Source organism: Bacillus sp. FSL K6-1366, from assembly GCF_037976695.1.
In the GTDB taxonomy this organism is placed as follows: domain Bacteria; phylum Bacillota; class Bacilli; order Bacillales; family Bacillaceae; genus Bacillus; species Bacillus subtilis.
In genome coordinates, this window is record NZ_CP150268.1 from 539647 (window position 1) to 561491 (window position 21845).

Genomic DNA, 21845 nt, shown 5'->3' on the forward strand with positions numbered 1-21845 from the left:
TGGACAGTTATGAATCATCGTGTACAACCTATTATTGCTGTATTAATTGCGCTGGGAGCGTTCGGTTTCCTCTATGTGCTGGTAACCAATCCCGGAGAAATGGCAAAAATGGCGGTAACCGTCATCGTGGCAGGTATCATTATTTATTTTATTGTGAAATATGTAATGAATCGAAATGCGGGCAGCGAAGGAGCAGCCTTCAAAAAAGCGGCGAAACAATCGCGGCGCCGGATGAAAGAACAAAAAGCAAAACACCGCGCCGGACATAAGGGACGTGTCAGCCACCTGCGAAGCGTTCCGAGCGCCAGCAAGCCTAAGCCGATGATTCTCAAGAAAAAAAGCCAGACTCAGCTGACTGTTATAGAAGGGAAAAAAAATAAAAAGAAAAACAGGGCGCTTTTTTAATAGGTCCACTGCTTTAAAAACAGCTCTGTCCGTCTTTTACCTAGCTCAATCAGGGCTAGTTTTTTTTGTTGTGTTAAATGAAAATCAGTTGCCATTACGCCATCAACCGGGAGAAAAATGATATTTTGTTCATAGCGTGATGCAATGTGCCTTGCGTCATGGGCATCCTTCATGGTTTCAAACAGGGCGCCGAACAGTTCAAAAGCGTTGCGGATATTTTTTTTCGGACGCTCTCTTTCACGCGGCGCAAGCGTCACACCGATCACAGGGCGCTTTCTTTCCTTTGAAAACAGCCAGATGGGGAAATTGCTTAACACACCTCCGTCGACAACCGTGGCGGTGCCTGTGTCCGTTTTTAATTTTATCGGTTCAAAAAAATACGGAATGCTGCAGCTCATTCTGACCGCTCTGGCAACCGGGAACATATCGGGATTTAACCCGTAACGGGCCAAATCGTCCGGCAAAACAATCATGGTGCCGTTTGTCAGATCAGAAGCAATAAGGCGCAGAGACCCTTTCTGTAAATCGCCGAAAACCCTTATGCCTTTCGCTCTTAACAGATCAGCAATCCATTTTTCTATCGTATCGCCTTTGTATAATCCAAGACGCCAGTAGATGGACACCCACTGGAGCATTTTTAAGGGGAGAAAAGAGTACCTCTGATCCAGCAATTTCTCTCCGTCCACTTCTTCAATTAAAGCGTGGATTTCCTTACTGGTGTAACCTGACGCAATGAAAGCGGCAATAATGGCGCCCGCGCTTGTACCCGCAACCCTTTTAAAGCGGAAGCCTTTTTCCTCAAGCGCTTCATAAGCGCCTGCAAGCGCAATGCCTTTTACTCCTCCGCCGGAAAACACACCGTCAATATACATCTCATTCCCTCCCCCTCCATCCGATCGTTTATTACCATTTTAAGAAAACACGCGAAGAAATAGACCAATGAATGACGGGCGGCGTCAGCGTATCAAAAAAGACGGCCTCCTTCGAGACCGCCTTTTTACTGATTATGATGTTCTGTTTTCTTTTGGATTGATTTCAGATCTTTTTTACGGGCATCATCTTCTTCAAAATATTGAACAAGATCCCCGATGCGATCAATGCTGTTCCAGCTTAAATGATGTTCGATTCCTTCGACATCGTTATATATTTTCTCTTCATCAACACCAATGATTCTTAAAAACTGCTCAAGCAATTCATGTCTGTATACCAGCCGTTTGCCTATTTTTTTCCCTTTAGACGTTAACACGAGACCGCGATATTTTTCATAAATTAAATATTCGTCTTTATCTAGTTTTTGAACCATTTTTGTTACAGAGGAGGGATGGACTGCCAATGCTTCCGCGATATCGGAAACTCGTGCATATCCTTTTTCTTCAATCAGCATATAAATCTGTTCAATATAATCTTCCATACTTGGTGTTGTCATCGAAACCCTCCCAAAAAGCACCTTAACTTTATAAACCATTACAAGTTTACACTAATGAACTTGAAAAAACAAGGATGCTCCGCGGGTCAAAAGCCCTGTTTACCGCTTATAATTCCATTCATCTGAAGCGTACTTTGTTTCAGCCAAGTGATGAACAAAATCAAGCTCTTCCTGAGAAAGTTCATATGGCTCCAAATGAATGTTAAGACCTGTTTCAAATCCTTCTTTAAAGGCTTTACGAGCCTCATCCATCGTCACCCGCTTTTCGGTGAGTTCATTAATGGCAACCGCTTTATTTTTGAAATTGCGCTGCATCCGCTCTCTTACTCTTTCACTTGGATATAAGAACAGATCGAACAGCTTGTCCTCATCTAAATCAAGAAGAATGGAGCCATGCTGAAGAATCACGCCTTTTTGTCTCGTTTGCGCGCTTCCCGCCACCTTGCGCCCCTCAACCACTAGTTCATACCACGAAGGCGCGTCAAAACAAACAGATGACCGCGGATTTTTTAAGCTTTCTTTTTCTTTTTCAGTTCTCGGGATGGCAAAGTAAGCGTCCAGACCGAGATTTCTAAAGCCTTGAAGTATGCCTTCTGAAATAACCCGGTAAGCCTCAGTAACAGTCGCCGGCATCTCGGGGTGCTCTTCCGAAACAATTACGCTGTATGTCAGTTCCTGATCGTGCAGCACACCTCTCCCGCCGGTCGGGCGTCTGACGAATCCGAGATTATATTTATGTACTGCTTCAAAATTGATTTCCTTTTTAATATTTTGAAAATACCCTACAGAAAGTGTCGCCGGATTCCAGCCGTAAAAACGGATAACCGGGGGGATTTTCTTTTCGCTGTGCCAATATAAAAGCGCTTCATCAAGCGCCATATTGAATGCAGGACTTGCATTGCCTGAGTCTATAAACCGCCAAGTTTCTTTTTGCATTTTAAGACCTTCCTTACCGTTTTAATAGAATCAGTTTATCAAACTGTCGGGAAAATGAAAAATATTTTAGTTCCATTATAGATGACAATCACGCTGTGCTTTACTATAATAGTATTTGTCGAAAACGGCTCTATGACCTTGTTTTATGAAGCAGGGTTTTGATTTTATATGCTAAAGGAGTAGAATCACATTGTCTAATATGATCGTTTTGATTATTTTTGCTGCGTTTATCATCTATATGATTGCTTCATATGTCTATCAGCAGCGAATTATGAAAACACTTACCGAAGAAGAATTCCGCGCGGGTTACCGCAAAGCGCAGCTTATTGATGTTCGTGAGCCAAATGAGTTTGAGGGCGGACATATTTTAGGCGCCCGCAACATCCCGCTTTCCCAGCTGAAACAGAGAAAAAATGAGATCCGTACGGACAAGCCTGTTTACCTGTACTGCCAAAACAGTGTCCGCAGCGGACGCGCGGCACAAACCCTGCGCAAAAACGGCTGCACTGAGATTTACAACCTAAAAGGCGGCTTTAAAAAATGGGGCGGAAAGATTAAAGCGAAGAAATAAAGCAAACAGCTGTCTGGTAGACAGCTGTTTTTATTTATCTTTCTACCGCCTCGTATCTGAGCACCGGGTGTCTCGCCGCTTTTGTTTCATCCATTCTTTTTACAATCGTTGTATGCGGGGCCTCCTGAACAAGCTCCGGATTCTCCTCCGCTTCTTTTGCGATTTGAATCATAGCATCAATAAACGCGTCCAGTGTTTCCTTTGATTCGGTCTCTGTCGGCTCGATCATGATGCATTCTTCAACATTAAGCGGGAAATAAATCGTCGGCGGATGATAGCCGAAATCAAGAAGCCGTTTTGCTATATCAAGCGTACGCACTCCCAGCTTTTTCTGCCGCTTCCCTGATAATACAAATTCATGCTTGCAATGGCGGTCAAACGGAAGATCGTAATAAGGCGCGAGCTTTCTCATCATATAGTTGGCGTTTAACACTGCGTTCTCAGTAACAGCCTTTAATCCGTCAGGCCCCATGGAGCGAATATACGTATACGCTCTCACATTAATGCCAAAGTTGCCGTAATACGGCTTCACACGGCCGATCGCATGAGGGCGGTCATAATCAAACGTAAAGCGCCCTTCTTTTTTGACTAAAACTGGCTTTGGCAAATAAGGAATCAGATCTTGTTTTACGCCGACAGGGCCTGAGCCCGGGCCTCCGCCGCCATGAGGGCCTGTGAATGTTTTATGCAGGTTGAGATGCACCACGTCAAATCCCATATCTCCAGGTCTCGCCTTGCTTAAAACGGCATTTAAATTAGCGCCGTCATAATACAGTTTCCCCCCCGCTTGGTGTACAATTTCCGCCATCTCTGTAATCTGCTCCTCAAACAAGCCGAGCGTGTTCGGATTCGTCAGCATAAGAGCTGCAGTTTCTTCATTCACTGCTCTTTTTAAATCCTCTAAATCAACAAGCCCTTTTTCATTCGATTTCACCGTAACGGTTTCAAAGCCTGCTACTGTTGCTGATGCAGGATTCGTCCCATGCGCGGAATCAGGGACAATGACCTTCGTCCGCTTGAAATCCCCGCGAGCTTCATGATAGGCACGGATCATCATCAGCCCCGTCCATTCGCCGTGCGCTCCGGCAGCAGGCTGAAGCGTAACCTCATCCATTCCCGTTATTTCTTCAAGGTGCTTGCTTAAATCATATAAAAGCTCTAATGCGCCTTGCACCGTGTCTTCATCCTGAAGAGGATGAATCGCAGCAAAACCAGGTATACGTGCGATTTTTTCATTGATTTTCGGATTGTATTTCATCGTGCAAGAACCGAGAGGATAAAAACCGGAATCCACCCCGTGATTGCGTTTGGACAGCGCTGTATAATGGCGCATGATGTCCAGCTCTGAAACCTCCGGCAGCGCTGCGTCTTCGTCACGAATATAGGTGTCTGACAAGAGGTCCCCCAATTCGATTTCCGGTACATCGAGCTCCGGCAGACTATAGCCGATTCGGCCTTCTCTTGAAAGTTCAAAAATAAGTGCCTGGTCCTGATTACTCATGGCGATCCCCCAATTCCTGAATGAGTGCGTCAATTTCTTCTTTTGTTCTCAGCTCCGTTACAGCAATCAGCATATGGCAGTCCAGCTCCGGATACGTCAACCCAAGATCATATCCGCCAATCATGCCTTTTGCCAGCAAACGCTTGTTCACAGCTCTCACCGGCTCATCAAGTTTGATGACAAATTCATTAAACATCGGCCCGTCAAACATAACGGTAAGGCCTGCTTTTTTTGCTTCTTGCTTTGCATAGTTGGCTTTTAAGAGATTTTGGCGGGCTATATCTTTTACGCCGTTTTTTCCGAGAGCAGTCATGGCTACTGATGCTGCCAGCGCATTTAAAGCTTGGTTGGAGCATATATTTGATGTTGCTTTATCCCGGCGGATATGCTGCTCCCTGGCTTGCAGGGTAAGCACAAAGCCTCTTTTTCCGTTTTCGTCTTCCGTTTGTCCGACGAGACGGCCCGGCACCTTTCTCATTAATTTTTTAGTAACGGCAAAAAAGCCGCAATGCGGGCCGCCGTATGCTGAAGGAATGCCGAAAGGCTGCGCATCACCGACGACGATATCAGACTGAAACTTGCCCGGCGGAGTGAGAAGACCTAGCGCCAGCGGGTTGGCTGAAACAATAAACATGGATTTCCCTTGATGAGCGATAGGCTCAATATCCTTTAGCGGCTCGATCCGGCCGAAAAAATTCGGGTACTGAACGATCACTGCGGCTGTGTTCTCGCAAACGGTTTGGCGCAATGCATCAAGATCCGTAACGCCATCCGCAGCGGGTACTTCAACAACATCAATATACTGACCTTTTGCGTACGTTTTCAGCACCTCTCGCGATTCAGGATGCACGGTTTTTGACACAACAATTTTTTTCTTTTTCGTGTGGCCTGAAGCAAGCATTGCTGCTTCTGCCAAGGCTGTTCCGCCGTCATACATCGAGGAGTTGGCGATATCCATGCCTGTCAGTTCACAGATCATCGTTTGGAATTCAAAAATAGCCTGGAGCTCTCCTTGTGAAATCTCTGGCTGATAAGGCGTATATGCGGTATAAAACTCAGAGCGCGAAATGACATGATCCACAATGACAGGCTGATAGTGGTCATATACACCCGCTCCTAAGAAAGAAGCGTATTGTACGGTATCACGATTTTTAGAGGCCAGCTTTGTCAGTTCTCTTGTTAATTCTGTCTCTGATTTCGCTTTTTTGATTTGATACTCTTTTTTATATTTGACGTTTTCCGGTATATCAGCAAATAAATCATCGATGCTGCTTACGCCGATAGTAGCAAGCATCTCCTGTTTATCCTTTTCTGTTGCGGGCAAATAACGGTGCTTCATGTGTTGTCTCCTCTCTCCAAGAAAAAATATTAGCGTTTATAAAATGGTGTTTTGACAACCTTTGCTTTCACTAATTTTTTGCGAATCTCTACATCTACAACAGTCCCGATCTCACTCGTTTCCGAATCAATTAAGGCAAGACCGACGTTTTTCCCTAATGTCGGTGACTGCGTGCCGGTTGTCACCTTTCCGACAGACTTGCCATTTTGGAAAACCTCATATCCGTGCCGCGGTATCCCTTTTTCAATCATTTCGAGACCGACAAGTTTGCGCTTCGCTCCGTTTTCTTTTTGTTCACTCAATACTGACTTACCGAAAAAGACAGACTCCTTTTTGTGCTTTACAGCAAAGCCTATACCTGCTTCAATCGGTGTAATATCCCGGGTCAGCTCCTGACCGTAGAGCGGGAGCTTCGCTTCAAACCGGAGTGTATCACGTGCACCGAGACCGCATGGAATCAATCCGTATGCATCCCCTGCATCGATGATTTTTTTCCAAATATGCATAGCATCATCACTGCGGCAGTAAATTTCATACCCGTCTTCTCCCGTATAGCCAGTGCGTGAAATAAGTGCTTTGCAGCCGCTGATATCGGCTTCATCAATAAACGCAAACGGCTTTAATGCAGACACATCTGCATCTGTCAGATTTTTTAAGATCGCTTCTGCTTTCGGTCCCTGTACAGCCAAGAGCGCGATTTGATCTGACTGATTGTCAATCTGCACATCACCTGCTGCATGTTCTTTCATCCAAGCCAAGTCTTTATCTATATTAGAAGCATTAATGACAAGCAGATAGCGGTTCTCTCCTTTTTGATAGATAAGCAAATCATCGACGGTTCCGCCATCCGGGTAACACATCGCTGTATATTGAGCACGGCCTGGCGTTAATGCGGAAACATCATTTGTCATCAATCTTTGCAAAAAAGACAGACTGTCGTTCCCTGACACTTCGACTTCTCCCATATGAGATACATCAAACAAACCGGCTGCAGTTCGGACAGCCTCGTGTTCTTTTTTTATAGAAGAAAATTGAACAGGAAGCTCCCAGCCCCCGAAATCAATCGTTTTTCCTCCATATTCCTTATACAGGTCAAATAACGGCGTTCTTTTCAGCATCTAATTCCTCCCCTTTATCAACGGCGCAGCTAAAAAACATACAAAAAAGGACAGAGAAACACCTCATGTAAAATGAAGGTTCTCTGTCCTGGCACCTGAAAGTTTACTTTGCATACGCAAAGACGTCCCCTTTGGTGGTTTGCGCATCCGCACAAACACTCTCCAGAGTTGCGTCGAGCAAGAGTTCTTTTGCCTGAGAGATTCACTCCGCAGTTTGCTCCTTCGGCGCCTGTATCCCGAGGTTTTCGGTCAGGTCTCTCCCCTTGCTGTCATTCGCTCATATTTTCATGCTGTTATGGACATACTATAGCAATATCTTACATCAAATACATACTCATATCCTACCATCATCACTATATGCTGGGCAACAGCAATTTGGGCAGATTTTTCTTATATTGTTCATCTTAAGAATCGAAGAATAAGAAAGGCGGTTTCAAAGCAATGAATACAGAAATGATCTACGATGCAAAATGGCCTGAAGAATTTGCTGAAAGACTGAAAAACGATGGCCCTTGGGCAAACTGGGAACTGTACAAGCTCTCTGCAGAAATCCAGAAAACATTAGCAATTCCAGATTTTGAAGGCTTACGGGCTCCTTTATATCTGCCTTCCTTTACGCCGCTCCCCCACCAGCTTGAGGTGGCGCAAAAAGTGGTTGAAAAAATGAACGGGAAAGCGATTTTAGCAGATGAGGTTGGTCTCGGGAAAACGGTGGAAGCCGGTTTAATTTTAAAAGAATATATGATTCGCGGATTAGCAAAAAAAATTTTGATCCTTGTGCCCGCTTCCCTTGTGTCACAGTGGGTCAAAGAGCTTCAGGAAAAATTTTTGATTCCGGCTGTTGAACAAAAGAAAAGCTATGTGTGGGAGCAATGCGATATTGTCGTCTCATCAATAGACACCGCGAAGCGCTCGCCCCATCGAGAAATCGTTCTGTCTATCCCATATGATCTTGTCATTATTGATGAGGCACACAAACTGAAAAATAGCAAAACGAAGAACTATGAATTTGTCCGGAATCTCGTAAAAAAATATTGCCTGCTTCTTACCGCGACGCCAATCCAGAACCGTATCGAAGAGATTTTCAATTTGGTGTCCTTATTAAAACCCGGCCATTTAGGCAGTCAGAATCACTTTCAGGAGGAGTTCGCCAAGAAGAAATCCAGTTTAGAAGCGCATGAACATTTAAAAGATCTTGTGAATAAAGTCATGATCCGTAACAGGCGGCATGATACAGGGCTGAATTGGAAACAGCGCCATGTTGAAACAGTGCCGATTCAATTTTCTCCATCAGAGCAGGCGCTTTATGATGAAATTTCTCGTTTGAAGGACAGTATCAATAAACCAGCCAGCATGTTCTCGATTATGACCTTGCAAAGAGAATGCTGTTCGAGCAGAGAAGCGGTATATATGACGCTGAAAAAGATGCTTGATCAAAAAGAGAAACAAGCACCTGCCATTGATGAGGATACGATTTCAGTTTTGATAGATCGCATCAATCAAGTGACACAAAACTCTAAAGCGCTTCAAGTTGTTGACTTGATCAAAAAGATCGACGATAAGGTCATCATTTTTACAGAATACCGTGCAACCCAGATTTATCTGCAGTGGTTTCTTCAGCAAAACGGCATCAGTTCTGTGCCGTTTAGAGGCGGATTTAAACGTGGAAAAAAAGACTGGATGAAGGATCTTTTCCGCGGAAAAATCCAAGTCCTTATTGCAACTGAAGCAGGCGGTGAGGGGATTAACCTGCAATTTTGCAATCACATGATCAACTATGACCTGCCATGGAATCCGATGCGACTTGAGCAAAGAATCGGAAGAATTCACAGACTCGGGCAGGAGCGTGACGTGCATATTTATAACATGGCGACAAAACATACGGTGGAAGAGCATATTCTAAAGCTTTTATATGAAAAAATTCATTTGTTTGAAAAAGTGGTCGGTGAACTTGATGATATTTTAACGAAAATTCAAGTGAACAATTTTGAAGAGCACCTTCATGACATTTTGTATCACTCAGCAACAGAAGAAGAAATGAAAATAAAAATGGATAACTTAACCTCATTTTTGTCTTATAAAAAACAGCAGCCTGCTGAAAAAAGAGGATCTTAGCCTGTAAGGAGGTTTTACTAGTGAGACAGCAAGAGGTTCACGATTTTCTGCTGCGTTTTTTTCAAGCAAACAGCTGCCAAATCGTCGATCAAGGCTTAGGCTATATGACAGTGCAGCTTACAGTTGAAATGGACAAACAAATCATGAACCGCCCTTTCTACTGGCATTGGCGCGAGAAGACAGGCGGTGATCCGAATCCAATGAAAATCACTTTTATTACAGATAAAGAAAATGCGCCAAAAGACCTAGATGGTGAATTTATATATTTTGGGGCCCCGCGTCTTTTTCAAATATTTAAAGCTGTTAAACAAAATGGGAGATTTACCAGAATGTATGAGAAAATTGAATCAGCCGGAGCCAAAGTCCCACTTCAGCCTTGGCTTGGTATAAATGTCACGATTTCATACCAGTCCGACATGAAAAAGGATAAGTTATTGTCACTAGGTCTTCACCTAGTCTCTGGAACGATAATTGAAGATTTTCAAAGCAAGCTGACCCAGTTTTCACTGACGTCTCAAATATGTGACTATTGCTTCACCATTTCACCTATGATCAAACCAGAAAGCGGACTTAAGCGTATGGAAAACTATATTTCCAAATCCGCTATGCAGGAGCCGTCCGACTGGGCGGAACAGGCGGTTAACAGGTGGAAGAATGATATGACATTGCTTGATAAGTTTTACGAGCATATAGAAGAAAAACCAGAAGAATACCATCTAGAAAAACAGGCGCTGAAAACCTTGTATCAACCAAAGATATCAGTTGAAATTGAAAATGGCGGATTGTTTTATCTGCAAAATAATATTTCAAGCTAACTTTTTTACCATTCGACATCATTCTCGTTTTTTTTGAGAAAATACGATTATAATAAAGGTATATTGGAAAAAAATTCTGGTGATTTAATGGCAAATGACTTCCAGAGACTAATGAAGCATACAATAAGTCATGGCCGGACTGGCTGAAATACATAAACAAGTATTTTAGGAGGAGAAACTGCATGAAGAATGCAAAACAAGAGCACTTTGAATTGGATCAAGAATGGGTTGAATTAATGGTGGAAGCCAAAGAGGCAAATATCAGCCCGGAAGAAATACGAAAATATTTACTTTTAAACAAAAAGTCTGCTCATCCTGGTCCGGCAGCCAGAAGTCATACCGTAAATCCTTTCTGAATGTGCTATAATATCACAAGGAAGGTGATGACATTGATTGGCCAGCGTATTAAACAATACCGTAAAGAAAAAGGCTACTCACTATCAGAACTAGCTGAAAAAGCTGGGGTAGCGAAGTCTTATTTAAGCTCAATAGAACGAAATCTACAAACGAACCCCTCCATTCAATTTCTCGAAAAAGTCTCCGCTGTTCTGGACGTCTCGGTTCATACTTTGCTCGATGAGAAACATGAAACCGAATACGATGGTCAATTAGATAGTGAATGGGAGAAATTGGTTCGCGATGCGATGACATCCGGGGTATCGAAAAAACAATTTCGTGAATTTTTAGATTATCAAAAATGGAGAAAATCCCAAAAAGAGGAGTAGTGCCTGAGCAGAGGCACTAACTCCTCTTTTGTCAATAACCATCGAGACGGCCCAGTATATGAATACTGGGCCGTCTCTTTTTATTGTTGTTATTAATTTTTATCCTCGCTGTGCGCTTTTTCATTTTCTTTCACATAACCGTCTTTATCAGTATGGTCCTTTTTGATTGTCAAGCCGTTCCACTGTGTAGCTTCGAACGAGAATTGAAGCTTAATGGAGTTGCCTTGATATTTATTTTGAACCATAAGCCCGTTTTCATCTTTTGTTTTATCATCTTTGAATTGGATTTGCATTTGAACCTGATCGAAGTCAGTTGGTGTTTTTGGAACACCATCATATTCAGGAGCAGTTTTACCGTCAATTGTTGCTACATTGACTTTACCGCTTGCATGTAAGAATTTAGGGTCAATTTGTTTTTTGATTTTTTCAGTAGCCGCTGCATCATTTTTAGCAGACATCAAATACAAGTCTTTAAGGTTCGCATCATCTAAAATAATGTTTTTCGGGTAACCATTGCCGCCCTCTTTTCCAACTGTCAACAATGTCACTTCAAACTGGCTGAGGAAATCTTCTGGAGATGTATTGCTGCCGCCGTTTGCTTTAAAATCTCCATAATTAAGCGCCATTAAAACTTCTTTGATCGCAAGTGATCCGTTATTTTCAAATTGGAAATCCTTTGTCAACTTATCTCCCGGCTTTAGATTTGATAAGTTCACACTCGCTGAATTCTCTTTAGCAGATAAATCAAGCGTACCTGATGCAAAAGTAGCATCCTTTGATTTAATGTCGTTAAATGCTGCCCATGTTCCTCCTCCAACTAAAGCTAATCCTAGTGCTGCAGAAGCAACTCCTAAACTCAATTTCTTTTTCATACCCATGGTAAACTCCCCTTTTATTGAATGATTTTATATCGAAACCTGTTGCCAGGTTTACAACTGAAGTTAAGTAGACATGGTGCTGTCCTTTGTATCTGTTTCCAAGGCTTTTGTCTTTCTTTCAATTTCTCTAATGGCGCTGCTGATCGTCACAAAAGCGTACACTAACAGCATCACGCCGGGAACAATCAATAATACAGCCGTTCCAATCGGCTGGCTGGCAAAATGAAGCATATAGCCTGCATATGGAAGCTGAAAACCTGTGTATTGTGCGCGAACATTTTCGTCCGATACAGGCGCTGAATCAGCTGCTGCATTATTATCACCTTTTGTTTTAAATAACAAATGGTCTCCTTGCTTTGTTATGTCAACAATTCTGTGGGTGACCGCCGTATTTGCATCCTGCATAAATGTAATAACGTCACCTTTTTGAAGCTCTTTCACATCAGCGATTTCTTTGACCAATATTAAGGAACCTGTATTGAACTCCGGCTCCATCGAACCTGACAGAACTGATTTCAATGTATACCCAAACACAGCCGGCTCTCCCCCGGATGAACGTGTTGAAATCACGACAAGTGTCAGCACAATAATAAGAGTAAAGATGATCACGTATAAAATATTACTGATCAGCTTCATTGCTTTTTTCATCCTCTTCCCCGCTTTCCTTCTGGTCTGATTGAGTTTCATTTTCTTTGGTTACAGCTTCTTGAGATGTTTCTTCTTTCATTGTTTTTTCCTGTATATCCTTTTGTGTTGTTTCATTCTCCTTTTTGACGTCCGACTTTGTTTCTTTTTTAGGGACAGTCGGTTTTTCATCGCATTTTGCAAGCGTCATAGGCTCCGACCACTCAAATGTACTGCCGTTTGCCGGGTAGCCTGCCGGTTTATATACTTTAAATGCATAAATGCCGGGTTTCATTTTTTTCTTGGTCTCAATTTTATAAAGTGAATCGCCGATTTGATTGGAGACAAATCCTTTTTCGATCACGTTCCCATCCTTTAACGGTTTGCGGGCATTTTCAAGCTTATGAAGCTCCCACTTCCACTTTGATTTCTTAAGTTTCTCACCTGTATTTTCGAGCACAGCAAATAAGGCGAAAGGTGAGCATACAGTGCCTTTCGTATCCGTTTGATCTGATATGTGCAAATCACTTTGATCCCAGCGTTTATCATAATGGCAGTTTTTATCTGTATGCTGAAAGTCTTTACACGTTTGAAGTGAGACATCAAATGTTTCAATATCATGAAAAGCAGCGCTTGTATCATCGGAAAATTGTAAGCATATTGCGGCAGTCAGACTGAAAATGACTGAAAGCTGAAAGATAAGCAGAACTTTCAGTTTCGTCTTCGCCTTTTGCTGATTGTGAAACAATCGAAACATATCTTACCTCCTGTAAAACACTGTAACTTGATATGACAATCGTTCTCTTTAAAGAACTTTACACATAGAGTATAATCAACGATTTATAGATTTAAAAACACCGAAATCGCTCATTTCGTTCGTTAAAAAGAATGTTTTCATCATATTACAAAGTCTTGCTCAGTATTGCTCATTTTTTCAATTTTTTTGAAATTTTTGGGATTGTTATGTGAGAATTTAAATGCATATCCCATTATTATTTGGTAATAATAAACAAAGAAAGGGTGACAGCATGATGATCAAACAATGTGTGATTTGTCTATCTCTTCTCGTCTTTGGCACCACAGCCGCTCACGCAGAAGAAACACCGCTTGTAACCGCCCGCCACATGTCCAAATGGGAAGAGATTGCTGTAAAAGAAGCAAAAAAAAGGTACCCGCTTGCACAGGTACTGTTCAAACAAAAAGTATGGGACCGTAAAAGAAAAGATGAAGCAGTGAAGCAATACCATTTAACTCTGAGGGAAGGGTCAAAAGAATTCGGCGTTTTTGTGACGATTTCATTTGATCCTTATAGCCAAAAGGTCAATAAAATCGCCATATTAGAAGAATATCAATAAGGTCCTCCATTTTTTGAAGGACCTTATTCGTTTATTTGCGGTTATTTTTTCCGTTTCAGCCAAAGTCTGAAGCCATAGGGTAAAATACCGAACCACTGCTGGGAAGCAGGCGTTTTTGTTTCTTTCCGCACCTCTTTTCGTTCTTTTCGCTCATCTCTCGGAGTATCTATATATTTGACAAATTGCTGCGTCATATATTTAACATAATCATTCGTTTTCACGTGATCACCTCATCATTCAATTATTATGAAGTGTTGTCTCACATGACTTTTTTTATACCCTTTACACTGTTTTATTCTGTCCATCTCAGCAGTTTTTTCTGTTTTTGATCAAACACGATCTGTGCAGTTCTTTCTGTTCCCGACTCCGTTGACACTCTTAAGTTGATTTCTTTTTGTTCTTTTATCGATGTATCATGAATGTAATAAGAAACCCGTCCATATGGAAATTGCTCCGTACCCTCCTGGCCTTTCCGTTCCTCTAGAACATGCCGGACCGAAAGAAGCACCCCATTTTGAAGCAAATTCTCTCCTATGTATAACTCTTTTGTTTCCTTCTCAAACATGCAGCGTGAAATATATTGAGCAGCAGCAAAGTTCACGATTAACAGCACAAGCGCTGACACAAAAAGAACAGCTGGGTAAATAAACCCTCTTGTACAATACATTCACCCCCCTCCTAAATACGAATAGACTGGAAAAGCAGTTTGATACACTTTTTGGTCCTCACTCTCAATTTTCAGCAAAACAACACCATTTTCAAAATCAGCTTTCATGGCAGTAATATGATCTAAAATCGGAACATGCCCTTTACCATCCACTCTTTTTCTTATCATTGAATGATAAATTTCGAAACGGATGTCCTGCCCGGAAAGATTGGTGCAGATTAACACGCTCCCATGCTCGGCTGTCTTAACTGCCTGTGACTCCTTGCATTCATTCATCATCTGTTCTATCGAAATCATCCATTCTTGCTGTGTGAAACCGTCATGTTCCTGCTGTCGAGACAAAAACAGATGGAAAATCGCAGCTAACGATCCTGATATGAGCAAAAAGACTGAGAGCGAAAATAATACGTTAAGAAGCGTATAGCCATTCTGTCTGCAGGATGCTGAGGCAATATGATTTCTCTTTATAAGCTGTGGCTTTGATACATACGTTTTGATATTCGCCCTCCTCCTCCCACTTCATTGCATAGATATGATTGTTCTTTGTAATTGTTTTTGACGCGGCTCCTTCACCACTCATGACATATTTGCTAATGCTCTCATTCATCATCTGATAGCCGATTTCTCGTGATTCCGCCATTTTTTCATCAGCTATCAGCTTGTCCCACAAGGGGACGACTGTCAGCAGCACAAACAGCCACAGGCTTAGCGCAGACATTGTTTCTATTGTAGAAAAACCTTTATTTTCTCTCCACATTGACTCTCCCGCTCCCTAGATAAACTGTTATGTCATAAACGGCATGGCCTTTTACTCGTATTTTTCCGCCTGCATTCGGGTGCCCTTTCTCATTAAATTCCAAACGGTCTTTTAATGTCAGCAGTTCTATAGAAAGTCCCGTTGCATACGGACGTTCAATGACCGTATCACCAATGACTAATTGATATTCTTTTTTATGAAAGAGAATTTTTGTTCTTTGTTGACGGGAAATAGCAGTCTGCTGTGTGAGCATAATATCATTTTTCAGCTGCCTTGCTGCCTGTCGGACAGCTGTATTGTCATAAGCAGGAGGAAGTGTGGTGAAGACGGCAATCAGGAGGATAGAGGCAAGGCTTAACACAAGCAAACTTTCTAAAAGGGTAAACCCCTTCTCCTCGTTTAATTTAATGTTCAACCTTAACTTCTCCGCCGGTGATGATAATGCGCTTACCATTTGGACAGACAGCATCCTTTTTCACATAGCCCTCTGACTGTAAATCGGCAAGGCTCGGAGTTTGTCCTTCATGATCAAGCTCAAATGCAGTCATTTGTGCCTTAACCATGTTTTGTAAGCCTTCACAGCCCTTTTTTTGAATGGTTTGATTATGTTTCGTGACGTTCGGTATCGTAATTAAAAGCAAAATCGAAATAATAAAGAGCACGATTAACATTTCAACAAGTGTAAATCCTTTCTCATTCATCAGCCTCTTCCTTTCACATTTGATTCATCATCTGATACATAGGCACAAGCATAGATAAATACACAAGTAAGATCATCGCTGCAACAAATCCATAAATCATTGGCTGAAGGATGCCTGTCCATTTTTGCGCTTTGTGTTCCAGCCGCTGTAATATGAATTGGCTGTATGTGAAAAGCTCCCGATCCAATCGGCCGCTCAGCTGGCCGTGAGATATGACTTTTGATAAATCAGTTTCATAAAAAGGGCTTCCACAAATAGCGGATTCAATTGACTCACCGGCTTTTAGCCGTTCAATCAATTGTTCAGCCTCGCAGCGGTAGAAAGGGAGAAACGTTTGATGTTTAAATGCATTAAGGCTGTCATAAATTGAGAGGCCTGATTTTAAAAGGCTGCTTAGCTGCAAAGAAAAAAAGTAGCTGTTAAACAGCTTTACAAGCTTTCCAACCAAAGGAATCCTGATACAAATCAGCATTTGCCGGGCAGGTGATTTTTTCTTAAACACAAGCCAATAATAAATCCCGATACCTGCTGTAAAAAGAACAAGCAAAATGATCACAAGATCAATATGCTGAAAAAAAGCAAAAAGCATATCGGTTGAACGTGAGGTTTCCATATTCATCGATTGATAGATACCGGAAAACTGAGGAATGATGATGGACTGTAACATATAAAACATGACAGCGACCGTAAAGATGAGGAAAAGCGGATAGCGCAGCACTCTTTTCAGCTGGTCTGCCTGTGCAATTTTTCGTTCCAGCAGCTCTCCGCTCTGGATCATGGAAGCAGGCAGTTCACCATGTGTTTCAGCAAAATAACAAATACCTACGGCTTCCTTATGAAATGACAAACTCTTTAGTACTTGATAAAACGGAGCCCCTTCCCTCAAACAAGTGACCGAACCAGTCAAGTCAGCCGCCTGCCTCTTATTCATCTGAAGTTCCATCAGGCGTAATCCATCCAGAAGCGTATATCCGCCCGCAGTCATTTCACCGAGCCTCTTTAATAACCTCGCTTGATCCTTTAACGACCAGACTTTTCTAATCTTTTTCATGATAAACCCACCGGTCATAGTTGTTTGTCGTTAAATAGCCGAGCGCAATTCCTTTCCTGATAATTTGACGAAGCGTTTGATATTGGTAATTTGCATGATTTCCTTTTGCCTCCTGGATACATTGCTGAAGATTTTTCCCGTAAAGAAGCTCATAAACGCTAGCTCTCCTGGTATTTCGTGACTGGCGACAATACACTGATGAACATCCGTTTTCACAAAACGGGCAAGCCAAATCAACCAAGCGCTGAGCCGCTATTGCAATGACAGTCTGTTCAATTTCATTCATATTGATACCGAATTCAAGCAGTCTGTAAATGGCGCCCTTTGCGTCTCTCGTATGAAGGCTCGTTAGTACCAGATGTCCCGTCATCGCTGCCCGCACCGCAATTTCAGCTGTTTCCGCGTCTCTGATCTCACCTAAAATAATCATATCGGGGTCATGGCGCAAAATTGCTTTCAGACCTGCGGAATAAGTTACACCGGCTTTTTCATTCACCTGAACCTGAAGAACATCTTCGTCCCTTGTTTCAACAGGGTCCTCTAATGTGACAATATTTCGATTAAAGTGTTTTTTTGCATATTGAACGAGAGAGTATAGTGTGGTAGTCTTCCCTGAACCAGTTGGCCCGGTAAAAATGAGCATGCCATGGGAATGTTTTAAAAACGAGAGTAATGTGGCTCCTGTCTTCGGAAATAGCGACAATTTATCAATCGAAGGGATATTGTATTGGGGCATCACTCTGATCACGAGGCTTTCTTCATTAATTGTGGGCAGCGTTGACATTCTTAAATGAACATTTCCCTCTTTCAGCTTTAACGTAAGCGAACCGTTTTGCGGCTTTCGCCTTTCACCTATATCCATTGCTGAAAGAAATTTAAAATGTGAAATCAGCCTTACGCACTCTTCTTTTTTCATGTCCCTTTTTTTCAGCAAGGCATGATCGACCCGAAAATGAATGATAGCGTCCCGCTCCCTCGGCACAATGTGAATATCAGAAGCCTTTGTTAGATATGCTTCTTCAATCAAGTTTTTGCTTACCTTTTCTATTGAATCCAATTTGATTCCCTCTCCTTTCAATGCGTATTGTAGAAAAAGAAGGAGCGGTAATCAAACAGGGAAAACGTGATTTTGTGAGACGTTATATGCTGAAAAATCCCTTCTTTCTGGCAAGAAAAAGACTTTCAACTGAATGTACCCCTGTCATTATAATTTTCCCTATAAATAAAAAAGCAGACATGGTCACCATGCCTGCTAGATTCCATTTTCATTATGCTGTTTTCGCTTTTTGACCAGTATCTTTCTCAACGGAAAGGTCGCCTAATGCAACAATACCGGCAATTTGGCCATATTCAAGAATCGGTAAACGGCGGATTTGATGCTCTGCCATAAGCGCCTTGACATCGTATCCGGTCACCCTGATATGACTGGTGAAAAAACGGGGCACGCTGTACAAAATATGAAACATCCTATAGAGTCCGCCTTTTTCGAGGTTTCTTTTTCTTCTTCCGCTCCTGCAGCATATCTCCCGTCCAGCCTTTTTTCCTCAAATAGAGATAGATCAGAACTGTAGATGTGACAATCAATAAGAGAGAAAAGAGATATCCGTATTTCCAATTCAGTTCCGGCATCACTGAAAAGTTCATCCCCCATAAGGCCCCCAGAGCTGTAATCGGCGTAAAAAGCGTCGTGAAAATGGTCAGCGCTTTTACAATTTCATTCCCCCTATGTGAGGTAATGACTTCCTCTGAATGCAGCAGATTGTTAAGCTCCCCTTCAAATTCGCTGATGTATGTAAATCCCCTGTCAATCTTCAGTTGTGTCCGCTGATAATCCTTTTTCTCTTCATTTTGAGGTAAAAAGGTTTCTTTCAACGCCATTTCAATTTTTTTAGCGCTTAGTATCAAATTTTTCCAAATCATCAGTTCATGGCGCAGGAGATGGACACGGTTTAAAATGCTTTTGCTATTGTCGTCTTTAATCTGCCATCTAAGCTTTCTCAGCTTTACTTCAAATTCATCAACACCGATTAAATACGCATTCATTAGTTCGCCGAGAAGAATTAAAAACCCCTCTATCGCATTGTCCGCTCTTTCCATTTGCCGGACAACTTCTTTTCCTTTAATCTCTCTCAAAATCGAAAAATCAAAATTGATTGTAAAAAAATATTGTCTGGTGATATAAAAGTGAAAAACAGTATGATCTTTTTCTTCACCAAGCCCCTGATCATAAACAATCGACCCAAATACCGCTTCATTTTCCGTTTCAGTTGTATCTACTCGCAAAAAATTAACGTGATGGTTATTTTCAAACCACTTTTCACACTGAGGCCAGTGAGAAAAATGGATTAGATCTCTTGCCTTACTTCTTTCTTGAGGCCCCATTTGGTACCAAAACCAATCCTTTCCTGTATGTGCCTTCATGTCAAGATCCTCCAAACTTTTGTTCTTTATTCTTTAATTGCCCAATAACCGCGTCACTAAACCAGTCTGCCGCTTCAACACATGTTTTATGAGCATTTTCAGGTGGTATGGAATGTAGAAAGACATCGGAAAAGGGAGGTGCATGCCTTCCTTGGAGAAGGCAGTTGTTTTGGAATTTGTCAATTTACTAGCAGTCGCTATTCTCATTTTGTTAACAGGATTTTTTGTTGCCGTAGAATTTTCAATCGTAAAAGTGCGGCGGTCCAAAATTGATCAGCTTGTCGCAAAAGGAAAGAAAGGTGCTAAAGCGGCAAAGCATGTCATCACTCACCTTGATGAATATTTATCAGCCTGTCAGCTGGGCATCACAGTCGCAGCTTTAGGTCTAGGATGGCTTGGGGAACCGACTGTGCAAACTCTGCTTCGACCGCTTTTTCATAAAGCAGGCTTAAATGAATCGCTTACCCACCTGCTTTCACTCGTCATCGCATTTTTAGCGGTTACGTATTTAAATGTCGTTATCGGGGAGCTGGCTCCAAAGAGTTTCGCCATTCAAAAAGCAGAAAGCATTACCTTGTTGTTCGCTAAACCGCTTATTTGGTTTTATAAGATCATGTTTCCATTCATTTGGCTGTTGAACCACTCTGCCCGATTGATTACAGGAGTGTTTGGACTGAAGCCGGCATCAGAGCACGAGCTGGCATATACAGAGGAAGAACTTCGTGTCCTATTGGCTGAAAGCTATAAAAGCGGCGAGATTAGAAAAAGTGAATTAAAGTACATGAATAATATCTTCACCTTTGATAAACGAATGGCAAAGGAAATTATGGTGCCGCGAAATGAAATGGTCAGTTTGTCACTAGATGAAGACTCCATTTCAAATCTTCAGGAAACAGTCAAGCAAACAAAATATACACGGTACCCAGTTGTAAGAGAGGATAAAGATAACGTTATTGGCGTGATTAATATGAAAGAAGTGCTGTTTTCCATGCTGACGAAAGATTTTTCAATCAAGAAGCATCAAATTGAACCTTTCGTACAGCCCGTTATCCATGTCATTGAGACGATTCCTATTTATAAACTATTGCTGAAAATGCAAAAGGAACGCACTCATATGGCGATCCTCATAGATGAATATGGCGGGACGTCCGGTTTGGTCACTGTCGAGGATATTATCGAGGAAATTGTAGGAGAAATCCGTGATGAATTTGATGCGGATGAAGTGCCTCATATCCGCGAACTTGGAAAGGATCATTACTTGTTAAATGCAAAATTATTAATCAGCGATGTTAACAGCCTGCTTGGAACCGATTTATCGGACGCAGAAGTAGACACCTTGGGCGGCTGGTTTTTGACACAAAACATAGACGCTGAGCCTGAAAGTACCATAGAATATGATGGCTACTCTTTTAAGGTAAAAGACATCAACAGCCATCACATTTTATTTATAGAAGTTAAAAAAGCTGAATAGCCCGTGAAAGGCTGTTCAGCTGCTATCTTTCAAGATTAACATGGCAAAGGCATCAACACTCTTTTATTTTAAACCCTTTATTGGCCAGTGCTTTAGCAAGACTTTGCTCGGTTTTCACATTCGAAAAATCCAGACCCAGCTTCACGACAGTTTGGGCAATTTCCGGCCTGATTCCTGAAATAATCGTCTCAATGCCGAGCAATTTGGTGCTGTCAATCACTTTAAAAATTTGATAGGCTACCATGGTATCAACGATAGGAACGCCCGAAATATCTAAAAATAAATACGAGAGCTTTAACGCTGAGCACTGCTCCAGCACAGACTCCAAAATCGTCCTCGCTCTGTGCGTATCAATTTCACCGACAAGCGGAAGAATCCCAATCCCATCAGTAATCGGCATAATCGGCGCACTCAATTCATTAATCATTTCTTTTTGCGCGTTTAATTGTATCATGGTCACCTGGTGATATTCTTCCGTAAACACTTCGATGATCTCATCAATGTTTTGATTCAAGATCCGGCTCCACTCATAAAATTCCTGAATGCTGATGTCTTGAGAAGAAGCTTCGCTGAATTTCTGAATCCATTCAAACATGATGTGCCTGAAAGTGTTAAACTGGCCGACACTTTGTGTAACCGTCACCTCATGAACGGCACGGTCTCTGGCGCATTGAAGAGACCACCGGTTGAGCTCATCCTCTACGTCTTCTTTTCTAAGGGATTTTGCTACGATGGTCACCAATAATTCATGCTGGTCTTTTAACTTTTGTTCTAGTTTTTGCTGATCTTTCGCTGAATACAGCCAGCTGCCGTTTGACGTACAAACTTCCAGCCATTGTTGCGTGATATCTTCTTTGTGCTCTGTTAAGTGCTGATCAAGAGCTATCATCTTAATGAGCTCCCTCCTGTTTTTGAAAAATGTACGCTATATATGTATAACGCGTCTGCCTTTACACATACTATGTTTAG

28 protein-coding genes and 1 riboswitch are annotated in these 21845 nt (G+C 42.0%); of the genes, 8 read left to right on the plus strand and 20 right to left on the minus strand.

Features of this window, described 5'->3' with window-relative positions; all coding sequences use genetic code 11:
• Positions 1–9 precede the first annotated feature (9 nt).
• Entirely contained in the window at positions 10–405 is a 396-nt protein-coding gene (locus MHI44_RS02860; RefSeq protein WP_003226367.1) for an SA1362 family protein, read from the plus strand.
• Here MHI44_RS02860 and MHI44_RS02865 read toward each other — a convergent pair.
• The 3 genes from MHI44_RS02865 to lipM form a co-directional block, all read right to left on the minus strand.
• A complete protein-coding gene (locus MHI44_RS02865; protein ID WP_015251724.1) occupies positions 402–1277 on the minus strand; it encodes a patatin-like phospholipase family protein in 876 nt (291 codons plus the stop codon). The two genes, MHI44_RS02860 and MHI44_RS02865, sit on opposite strands and share 4 nt — an antisense overlap.
• A gap of 125 nt (positions 1278–1402) precedes the next feature.
• Positions 1403–1831: a transcriptional regulator MntR gene (gene mntR / locus MHI44_RS02870; RefSeq protein ID WP_003236923.1), complete on the minus strand. Its 429-nt coding sequence runs from the start codon at positions 1829–1831 to the stop codon at positions 1403–1405.
• 99 nt (positions 1832–1930) lie between these two features.
• Positions 1931–2767: an octanoyltransferase LipM gene (gene lipM / locus MHI44_RS02875; RefSeq protein WP_014664579.1), complete on the minus strand. Its 837-nt coding sequence runs from the start codon at positions 2765–2767 to the stop codon at positions 1931–1933.
• 190 nt (positions 2768–2957) lie between these two features.
• Between lipM and MHI44_RS02880 the strand changes: the two genes are divergently transcribed.
• Positions 2958–3338 carry a rhodanese-like domain-containing protein gene (locus MHI44_RS02880; RefSeq protein ID WP_004398485.1) on the plus strand — a complete coding sequence of 127 codons (381 nt, stop codon included), beginning with the start codon at positions 2958–2960 and terminating at the stop codon, positions 3336–3338.
• Positions 3339–3372: 34 nt separating this feature from the next.
• Here MHI44_RS02880 and gcvPB read toward each other — a convergent pair whose 3' ends face one another.
• From gcvPB to gcvT, 3 genes are read right to left on the minus strand one after another with little or no spacing between them, the layout of a single operon-like run.
• The gene (gcvPB, locus tag MHI44_RS02885) at positions 3373–4839 is read right to left on the minus strand and encodes an aminomethyl-transferring glycine dehydrogenase subunit GcvPB (protein ID WP_015714246.1); all 1467 of its coding nucleotides are present in this window, start codon (positions 4837–4839) and stop codon (positions 3373–3375) included.
• Positions 4832–6178 (minus strand): aminomethyl-transferring glycine dehydrogenase subunit GcvPA, encoded by a 1347-nt coding sequence (gcvPA, locus tag MHI44_RS02890; protein WP_029317920.1) that lies wholly within the window; start codon positions 6176–6178, stop codon positions 4832–4834. Before gcvPA ends, gcvPB begins: the two co-directional genes overlap by 8 nt.
• Before the next feature lie 29 nt (positions 6179–6207).
• The gene (gene gcvT / locus MHI44_RS02895) at positions 6208–7296 is read right to left on the minus strand and encodes a glycine cleavage system aminomethyltransferase GcvT (RefSeq protein WP_339202833.1); all 1089 of its coding nucleotides are present in this window, start codon (positions 7294–7296) and stop codon (positions 6208–6210) included.
• A 171-nt stretch (positions 7297–7467) separates the two neighbouring features.
• Positions 7468–7569: riboswitch (glycine riboswitch) on the minus strand.
• A 168-nt stretch (positions 7570–7737) separates the two neighbouring features.
• On the opposite strand from gcvT, the gene MHI44_RS02900 reads away from it, so the two are divergent.
• From MHI44_RS02900 to sinR, 4 genes are all read left to right on the plus strand, one after another.
• A complete protein-coding gene (locus MHI44_RS02900; protein ID WP_029726726.1) occupies positions 7738–9411 on the plus strand; it encodes an SNF2-related protein in 1674 nt (557 codons plus the stop codon).
• Between the two features lie 20 nt (positions 9412–9431).
• The gene (locus MHI44_RS02905) at positions 9432–10226 is read left to right on the plus strand and encodes a YqhG family protein (protein WP_003230200.1); all 795 of its coding nucleotides are present in this window, start codon (positions 9432–9434) and stop codon (positions 10224–10226) included.
• Positions 10227–10408: 182 nt separating this feature from the next.
• Complete coding sequence (locus MHI44_RS02910; protein WP_003230187.1) at positions 10409–10582, plus strand: anti-repressor SinI family protein; 174 nt, start codon at positions 10409–10411, stop codon at positions 10580–10582.
• Positions 10583–10615: 33 nt separating this feature from the next.
• Complete coding sequence (sinR, locus tag MHI44_RS02915) at positions 10616–10951, plus strand: transcriptional regulator SinR (RefSeq protein ID WP_003226345.1); 336 nt, start codon at positions 10616–10618, stop codon at positions 10949–10951.
• Between the two features lie 92 nt (positions 10952–11043).
• Here sinR and tasA read toward each other — a convergent pair whose 3' ends face one another.
• The 3 genes from tasA to tapA all read right to left on the minus strand — a co-directional run bounded on the left by tasA (position 11044) and on the right by tapA (position 13210).
• Positions 11044–11829 (minus strand): biofilm matrix protein TasA, encoded by a 786-nt coding sequence (gene tasA, locus MHI44_RS02920; protein ID WP_015251717.1) that lies wholly within the window; start codon positions 11827–11829, stop codon positions 11044–11046.
• Between the two features lie 63 nt (positions 11830–11892).
• On the minus strand, positions 11893–12465 hold the full coding sequence (locus MHI44_RS02925) for a signal peptidase I (protein WP_003230181.1): 573 nt from the start codon (positions 12463–12465) through the stop codon (positions 11893–11895).
• Positions 12449–13210: an amyloid fiber anchoring/assembly protein TapA gene (tapA, locus tag MHI44_RS02930; protein WP_029726724.1), complete on the minus strand. Its 762-nt coding sequence runs from the start codon at positions 13208–13210 to the stop codon at positions 12449–12451. Before tapA ends, MHI44_RS02925 begins: the two co-directional genes overlap by 17 nt.
• A 271-nt stretch (positions 13211–13481) precedes the next feature.
• On the opposite strand from tapA, the gene MHI44_RS02935 reads away from it, so the two are divergent.
• Positions 13482–13808 (plus strand): YqzG/YhdC family protein, encoded by a 327-nt coding sequence (locus MHI44_RS02935; protein ID WP_003246051.1) that lies wholly within the window; start codon positions 13482–13484, stop codon positions 13806–13808.
• 41 nt (positions 13809–13849) lie between these two features.
• On the opposite strand, the gene MHI44_RS02940 is transcribed toward MHI44_RS02935, so the two are convergent.
• The 10 genes from MHI44_RS02940 to corA form a co-directional block, all read right to left on the minus strand.
• Positions 13850–14029, minus strand: coding sequence for a YqzE family protein (locus MHI44_RS02940; protein WP_014480252.1), 180 nt, complete (start codon positions 14027–14029; stop codon positions 13850–13852).
• A 71-nt stretch (positions 14030–14100) separates the two neighbouring features.
• Complete coding sequence (comGG, locus tag MHI44_RS02945; RefSeq protein ID WP_029726722.1) at positions 14101–14475, minus strand: ComG operon protein ComGG; 375 nt, start codon at positions 14473–14475, stop codon at positions 14101–14103.
• Positions 14476–14859 (minus strand): ComG operon protein ComGF, encoded by a 384-nt coding sequence (gene comGF / locus MHI44_RS02950; protein ID WP_029317913.1) that lies wholly within the window; start codon positions 14857–14859, stop codon positions 14476–14478.
• 25 nt (positions 14860–14884) lie between these two features.
• The gene (gene comGE / locus MHI44_RS02955) at positions 14885–15232 is read right to left on the minus strand and encodes a ComG operon protein 5 (protein WP_014480255.1); all 348 of its coding nucleotides are present in this window, start codon (positions 15230–15232) and stop codon (positions 14885–14887) included.
• Complete coding sequence (comGD, locus tag MHI44_RS02960; RefSeq protein WP_014480256.1) at positions 15216–15647, minus strand: comG operon protein ComGD; 432 nt, start codon at positions 15645–15647, stop codon at positions 15216–15218. The genes comGE and comGD overlap by 17 nt, the downstream gene beginning before the upstream one ends.
• Positions 15637–15933 (minus strand): comG operon protein ComGC, encoded by a 297-nt coding sequence (gene comGC / locus MHI44_RS02965; protein WP_003230162.1) that lies wholly within the window; start codon positions 15931–15933, stop codon positions 15637–15639. Before comGC ends, comGD begins: the two co-directional genes overlap by 11 nt.
• Positions 15934–15946: 13 nt before the next feature.
• On the minus strand, positions 15947–16984 hold the full coding sequence (gene comGB / locus MHI44_RS02970; RefSeq protein WP_029317912.1) for a comG operon protein ComGB: 1038 nt from the start codon (positions 16982–16984) through the stop codon (positions 15947–15949).
• Positions 16971–18041 (minus strand): competence protein ComGA, encoded by a 1071-nt coding sequence (gene comGA, locus MHI44_RS02975; RefSeq protein ID WP_004399124.1) that lies wholly within the window; start codon positions 18039–18041, stop codon positions 16971–16973. The genes comGB and comGA overlap by 14 nt, the downstream gene beginning before the upstream one ends.
• A 211-nt stretch (positions 18042–18252) precedes the next feature.
• Positions 18253–18450 (minus strand): CBS domain-containing protein, encoded by a 198-nt coding sequence (locus MHI44_RS02980; protein WP_014480259.1) that lies wholly within the window; start codon positions 18448–18450, stop codon positions 18253–18255.
• 1 nt (position 18451) lies between these two features.
• Complete coding sequence (gene corA / locus MHI44_RS02985) at positions 18452–19405, minus strand: magnesium transporter CorA (RefSeq protein ID WP_015483432.1); 954 nt, start codon at positions 19403–19405, stop codon at positions 18452–18454.
• A 142-nt stretch (positions 19406–19547) separates the two neighbouring features.
• Between corA and MHI44_RS02990 the strand changes: the two genes are divergently transcribed.
• Positions 19548–20876 (plus strand): hemolysin family protein, encoded by a 1329-nt coding sequence (locus MHI44_RS02990; RefSeq protein ID WP_003230150.1) that lies wholly within the window; start codon positions 19548–19550, stop codon positions 20874–20876.
• Between the two features lie 52 nt (positions 20877–20928).
• Here the strand turns inward: MHI44_RS02990 and rsbRD are convergent, their stop codons facing one another.
• Positions 20929–21765 (minus strand): RsbT co-antagonist protein RsbRD, encoded by an 837-nt coding sequence (rsbRD, locus tag MHI44_RS02995; RefSeq protein WP_041850019.1) that lies wholly within the window; start codon positions 21763–21765, stop codon positions 20929–20931.
• Between the last annotated feature and the right edge of the window lie 80 nt (positions 21766–21845).

What these genes read in the sequence shown, in the direction of transcription:
- MHI44_RS02860 (WP_003226367.1), top strand. Translation starts at nt 10, where the DNA reads ATGAATCATCGTGTACAACCTATTATTGCTGTATTAATTGCGCTGGGA.
- MHI44_RS02865 (WP_015251724.1), bottom strand. Translation starts at nt 1,277, where the DNA reads ATGTATATTGACGGTGTGTTTTCCGGCGGAGGAGTAAAAGGCATTGCG.
- mntR (WP_003236923.1), bottom strand. Translation starts at nt 1,831, where the DNA reads ATGACAACACCAAGTATGGAAGATTATATTGAACAGATTTATATGCTG.
- lipM (WP_014664579.1), bottom strand. Translation starts at nt 2,767, where the DNA reads ATGCAAAAAGAAACTTGGCGGTTTATAGACTCAGGCAATGCAAGTCCT.
- gcvPB (WP_015714246.1), bottom strand. Translation starts at nt 4,839, where the DNA reads ATGAGTAATCAGGACCAGGCACTTATTTTTGAACTTTCAAGAGAAGGC.
- gcvPA (WP_029317920.1), bottom strand. Translation starts at nt 6,178, where the DNA reads ATGAAGCACCGTTATTTGCCCGCAACAGAAAAGGATAAACAGGAGATG.
- gcvT (WP_339202833.1), bottom strand. Translation starts at nt 7,296, where the DNA reads ATGCTGAAAAGAACGCCGTTATTTGACCTGTATAAGGAATATGGAGGA.
- MHI44_RS02900 (WP_029726726.1), top strand. Translation starts at nt 7,738, where the DNA reads ATGAATACAGAAATGATCTACGATGCAAAATGGCCTGAAGAATTTGCT.
- MHI44_RS02910 (WP_003230187.1), top strand. Translation starts at nt 10,409, where the DNA reads ATGAAGAATGCAAAACAAGAGCACTTTGAATTGGATCAAGAATGGGTT.
- tasA (WP_015251717.1), bottom strand. Translation starts at nt 11,829, where the DNA reads ATGGGTATGAAAAAGAAATTGAGTTTAGGAGTTGCTTCTGCAGCACTA.
- MHI44_RS02925 (WP_003230181.1), bottom strand. Translation starts at nt 12,465, where the DNA reads ATGAAGCTGATCAGTAATATTTTATACGTGATCATCTTTACTCTTATT.
- tapA (WP_029726724.1), bottom strand. Translation starts at nt 13,210, where the DNA reads ATGTTTCGATTGTTTCACAATCAGCAAAAGGCGAAGACGAAACTGAAA.
- MHI44_RS02935 (WP_003246051.1), top strand. Translation starts at nt 13,482, where the DNA reads ATGATGATCAAACAATGTGTGATTTGTCTATCTCTTCTCGTCTTTGGC.
- comGG (WP_029726722.1), bottom strand. Translation starts at nt 14,475, where the DNA reads ATGTATTGTACAAGAGGGTTTATTTACCCAGCTGTTCTTTTTGTGTCA.
- comGE (WP_014480255.1), bottom strand. Translation starts at nt 15,232, where the DNA reads ATGTGGAGAGAAAATAAAGGTTTTTCTACAATAGAAACAATGTCTGCG.
- comGC (WP_003230162.1), bottom strand. Translation starts at nt 15,933, where the DNA reads ATGAATGAGAAAGGATTTACACTTGTTGAAATGTTAATCGTGCTCTTT.
- comGB (WP_029317912.1), bottom strand. Translation starts at nt 16,984, where the DNA reads ATGAAAAAGATTAGAAAAGTCTGGTCGTTAAAGGATCAAGCGAGGTTA.
- MHI44_RS02980 (WP_014480259.1), bottom strand. Translation starts at nt 18,450, where the DNA reads ATGTTTCATATTTTGTACAGCGTGCCCCGTTTTTTCACCAGTCATATC.
- corA (WP_015483432.1), bottom strand. Translation starts at nt 19,405, where the DNA reads ATGAAGGCACATACAGGAAAGGATTGGTTTTGGTACCAAATGGGGCCT.
- MHI44_RS02990 (WP_003230150.1), top strand. Translation starts at nt 19,548, where the DNA reads ATGCCTTCCTTGGAGAAGGCAGTTGTTTTGGAATTTGTCAATTTACTA.
- rsbRD (WP_041850019.1), bottom strand. Translation starts at nt 21,765, where the DNA reads ATGATAGCTCTTGATCAGCACTTAACAGAGCACAAAGAAGATATCACG.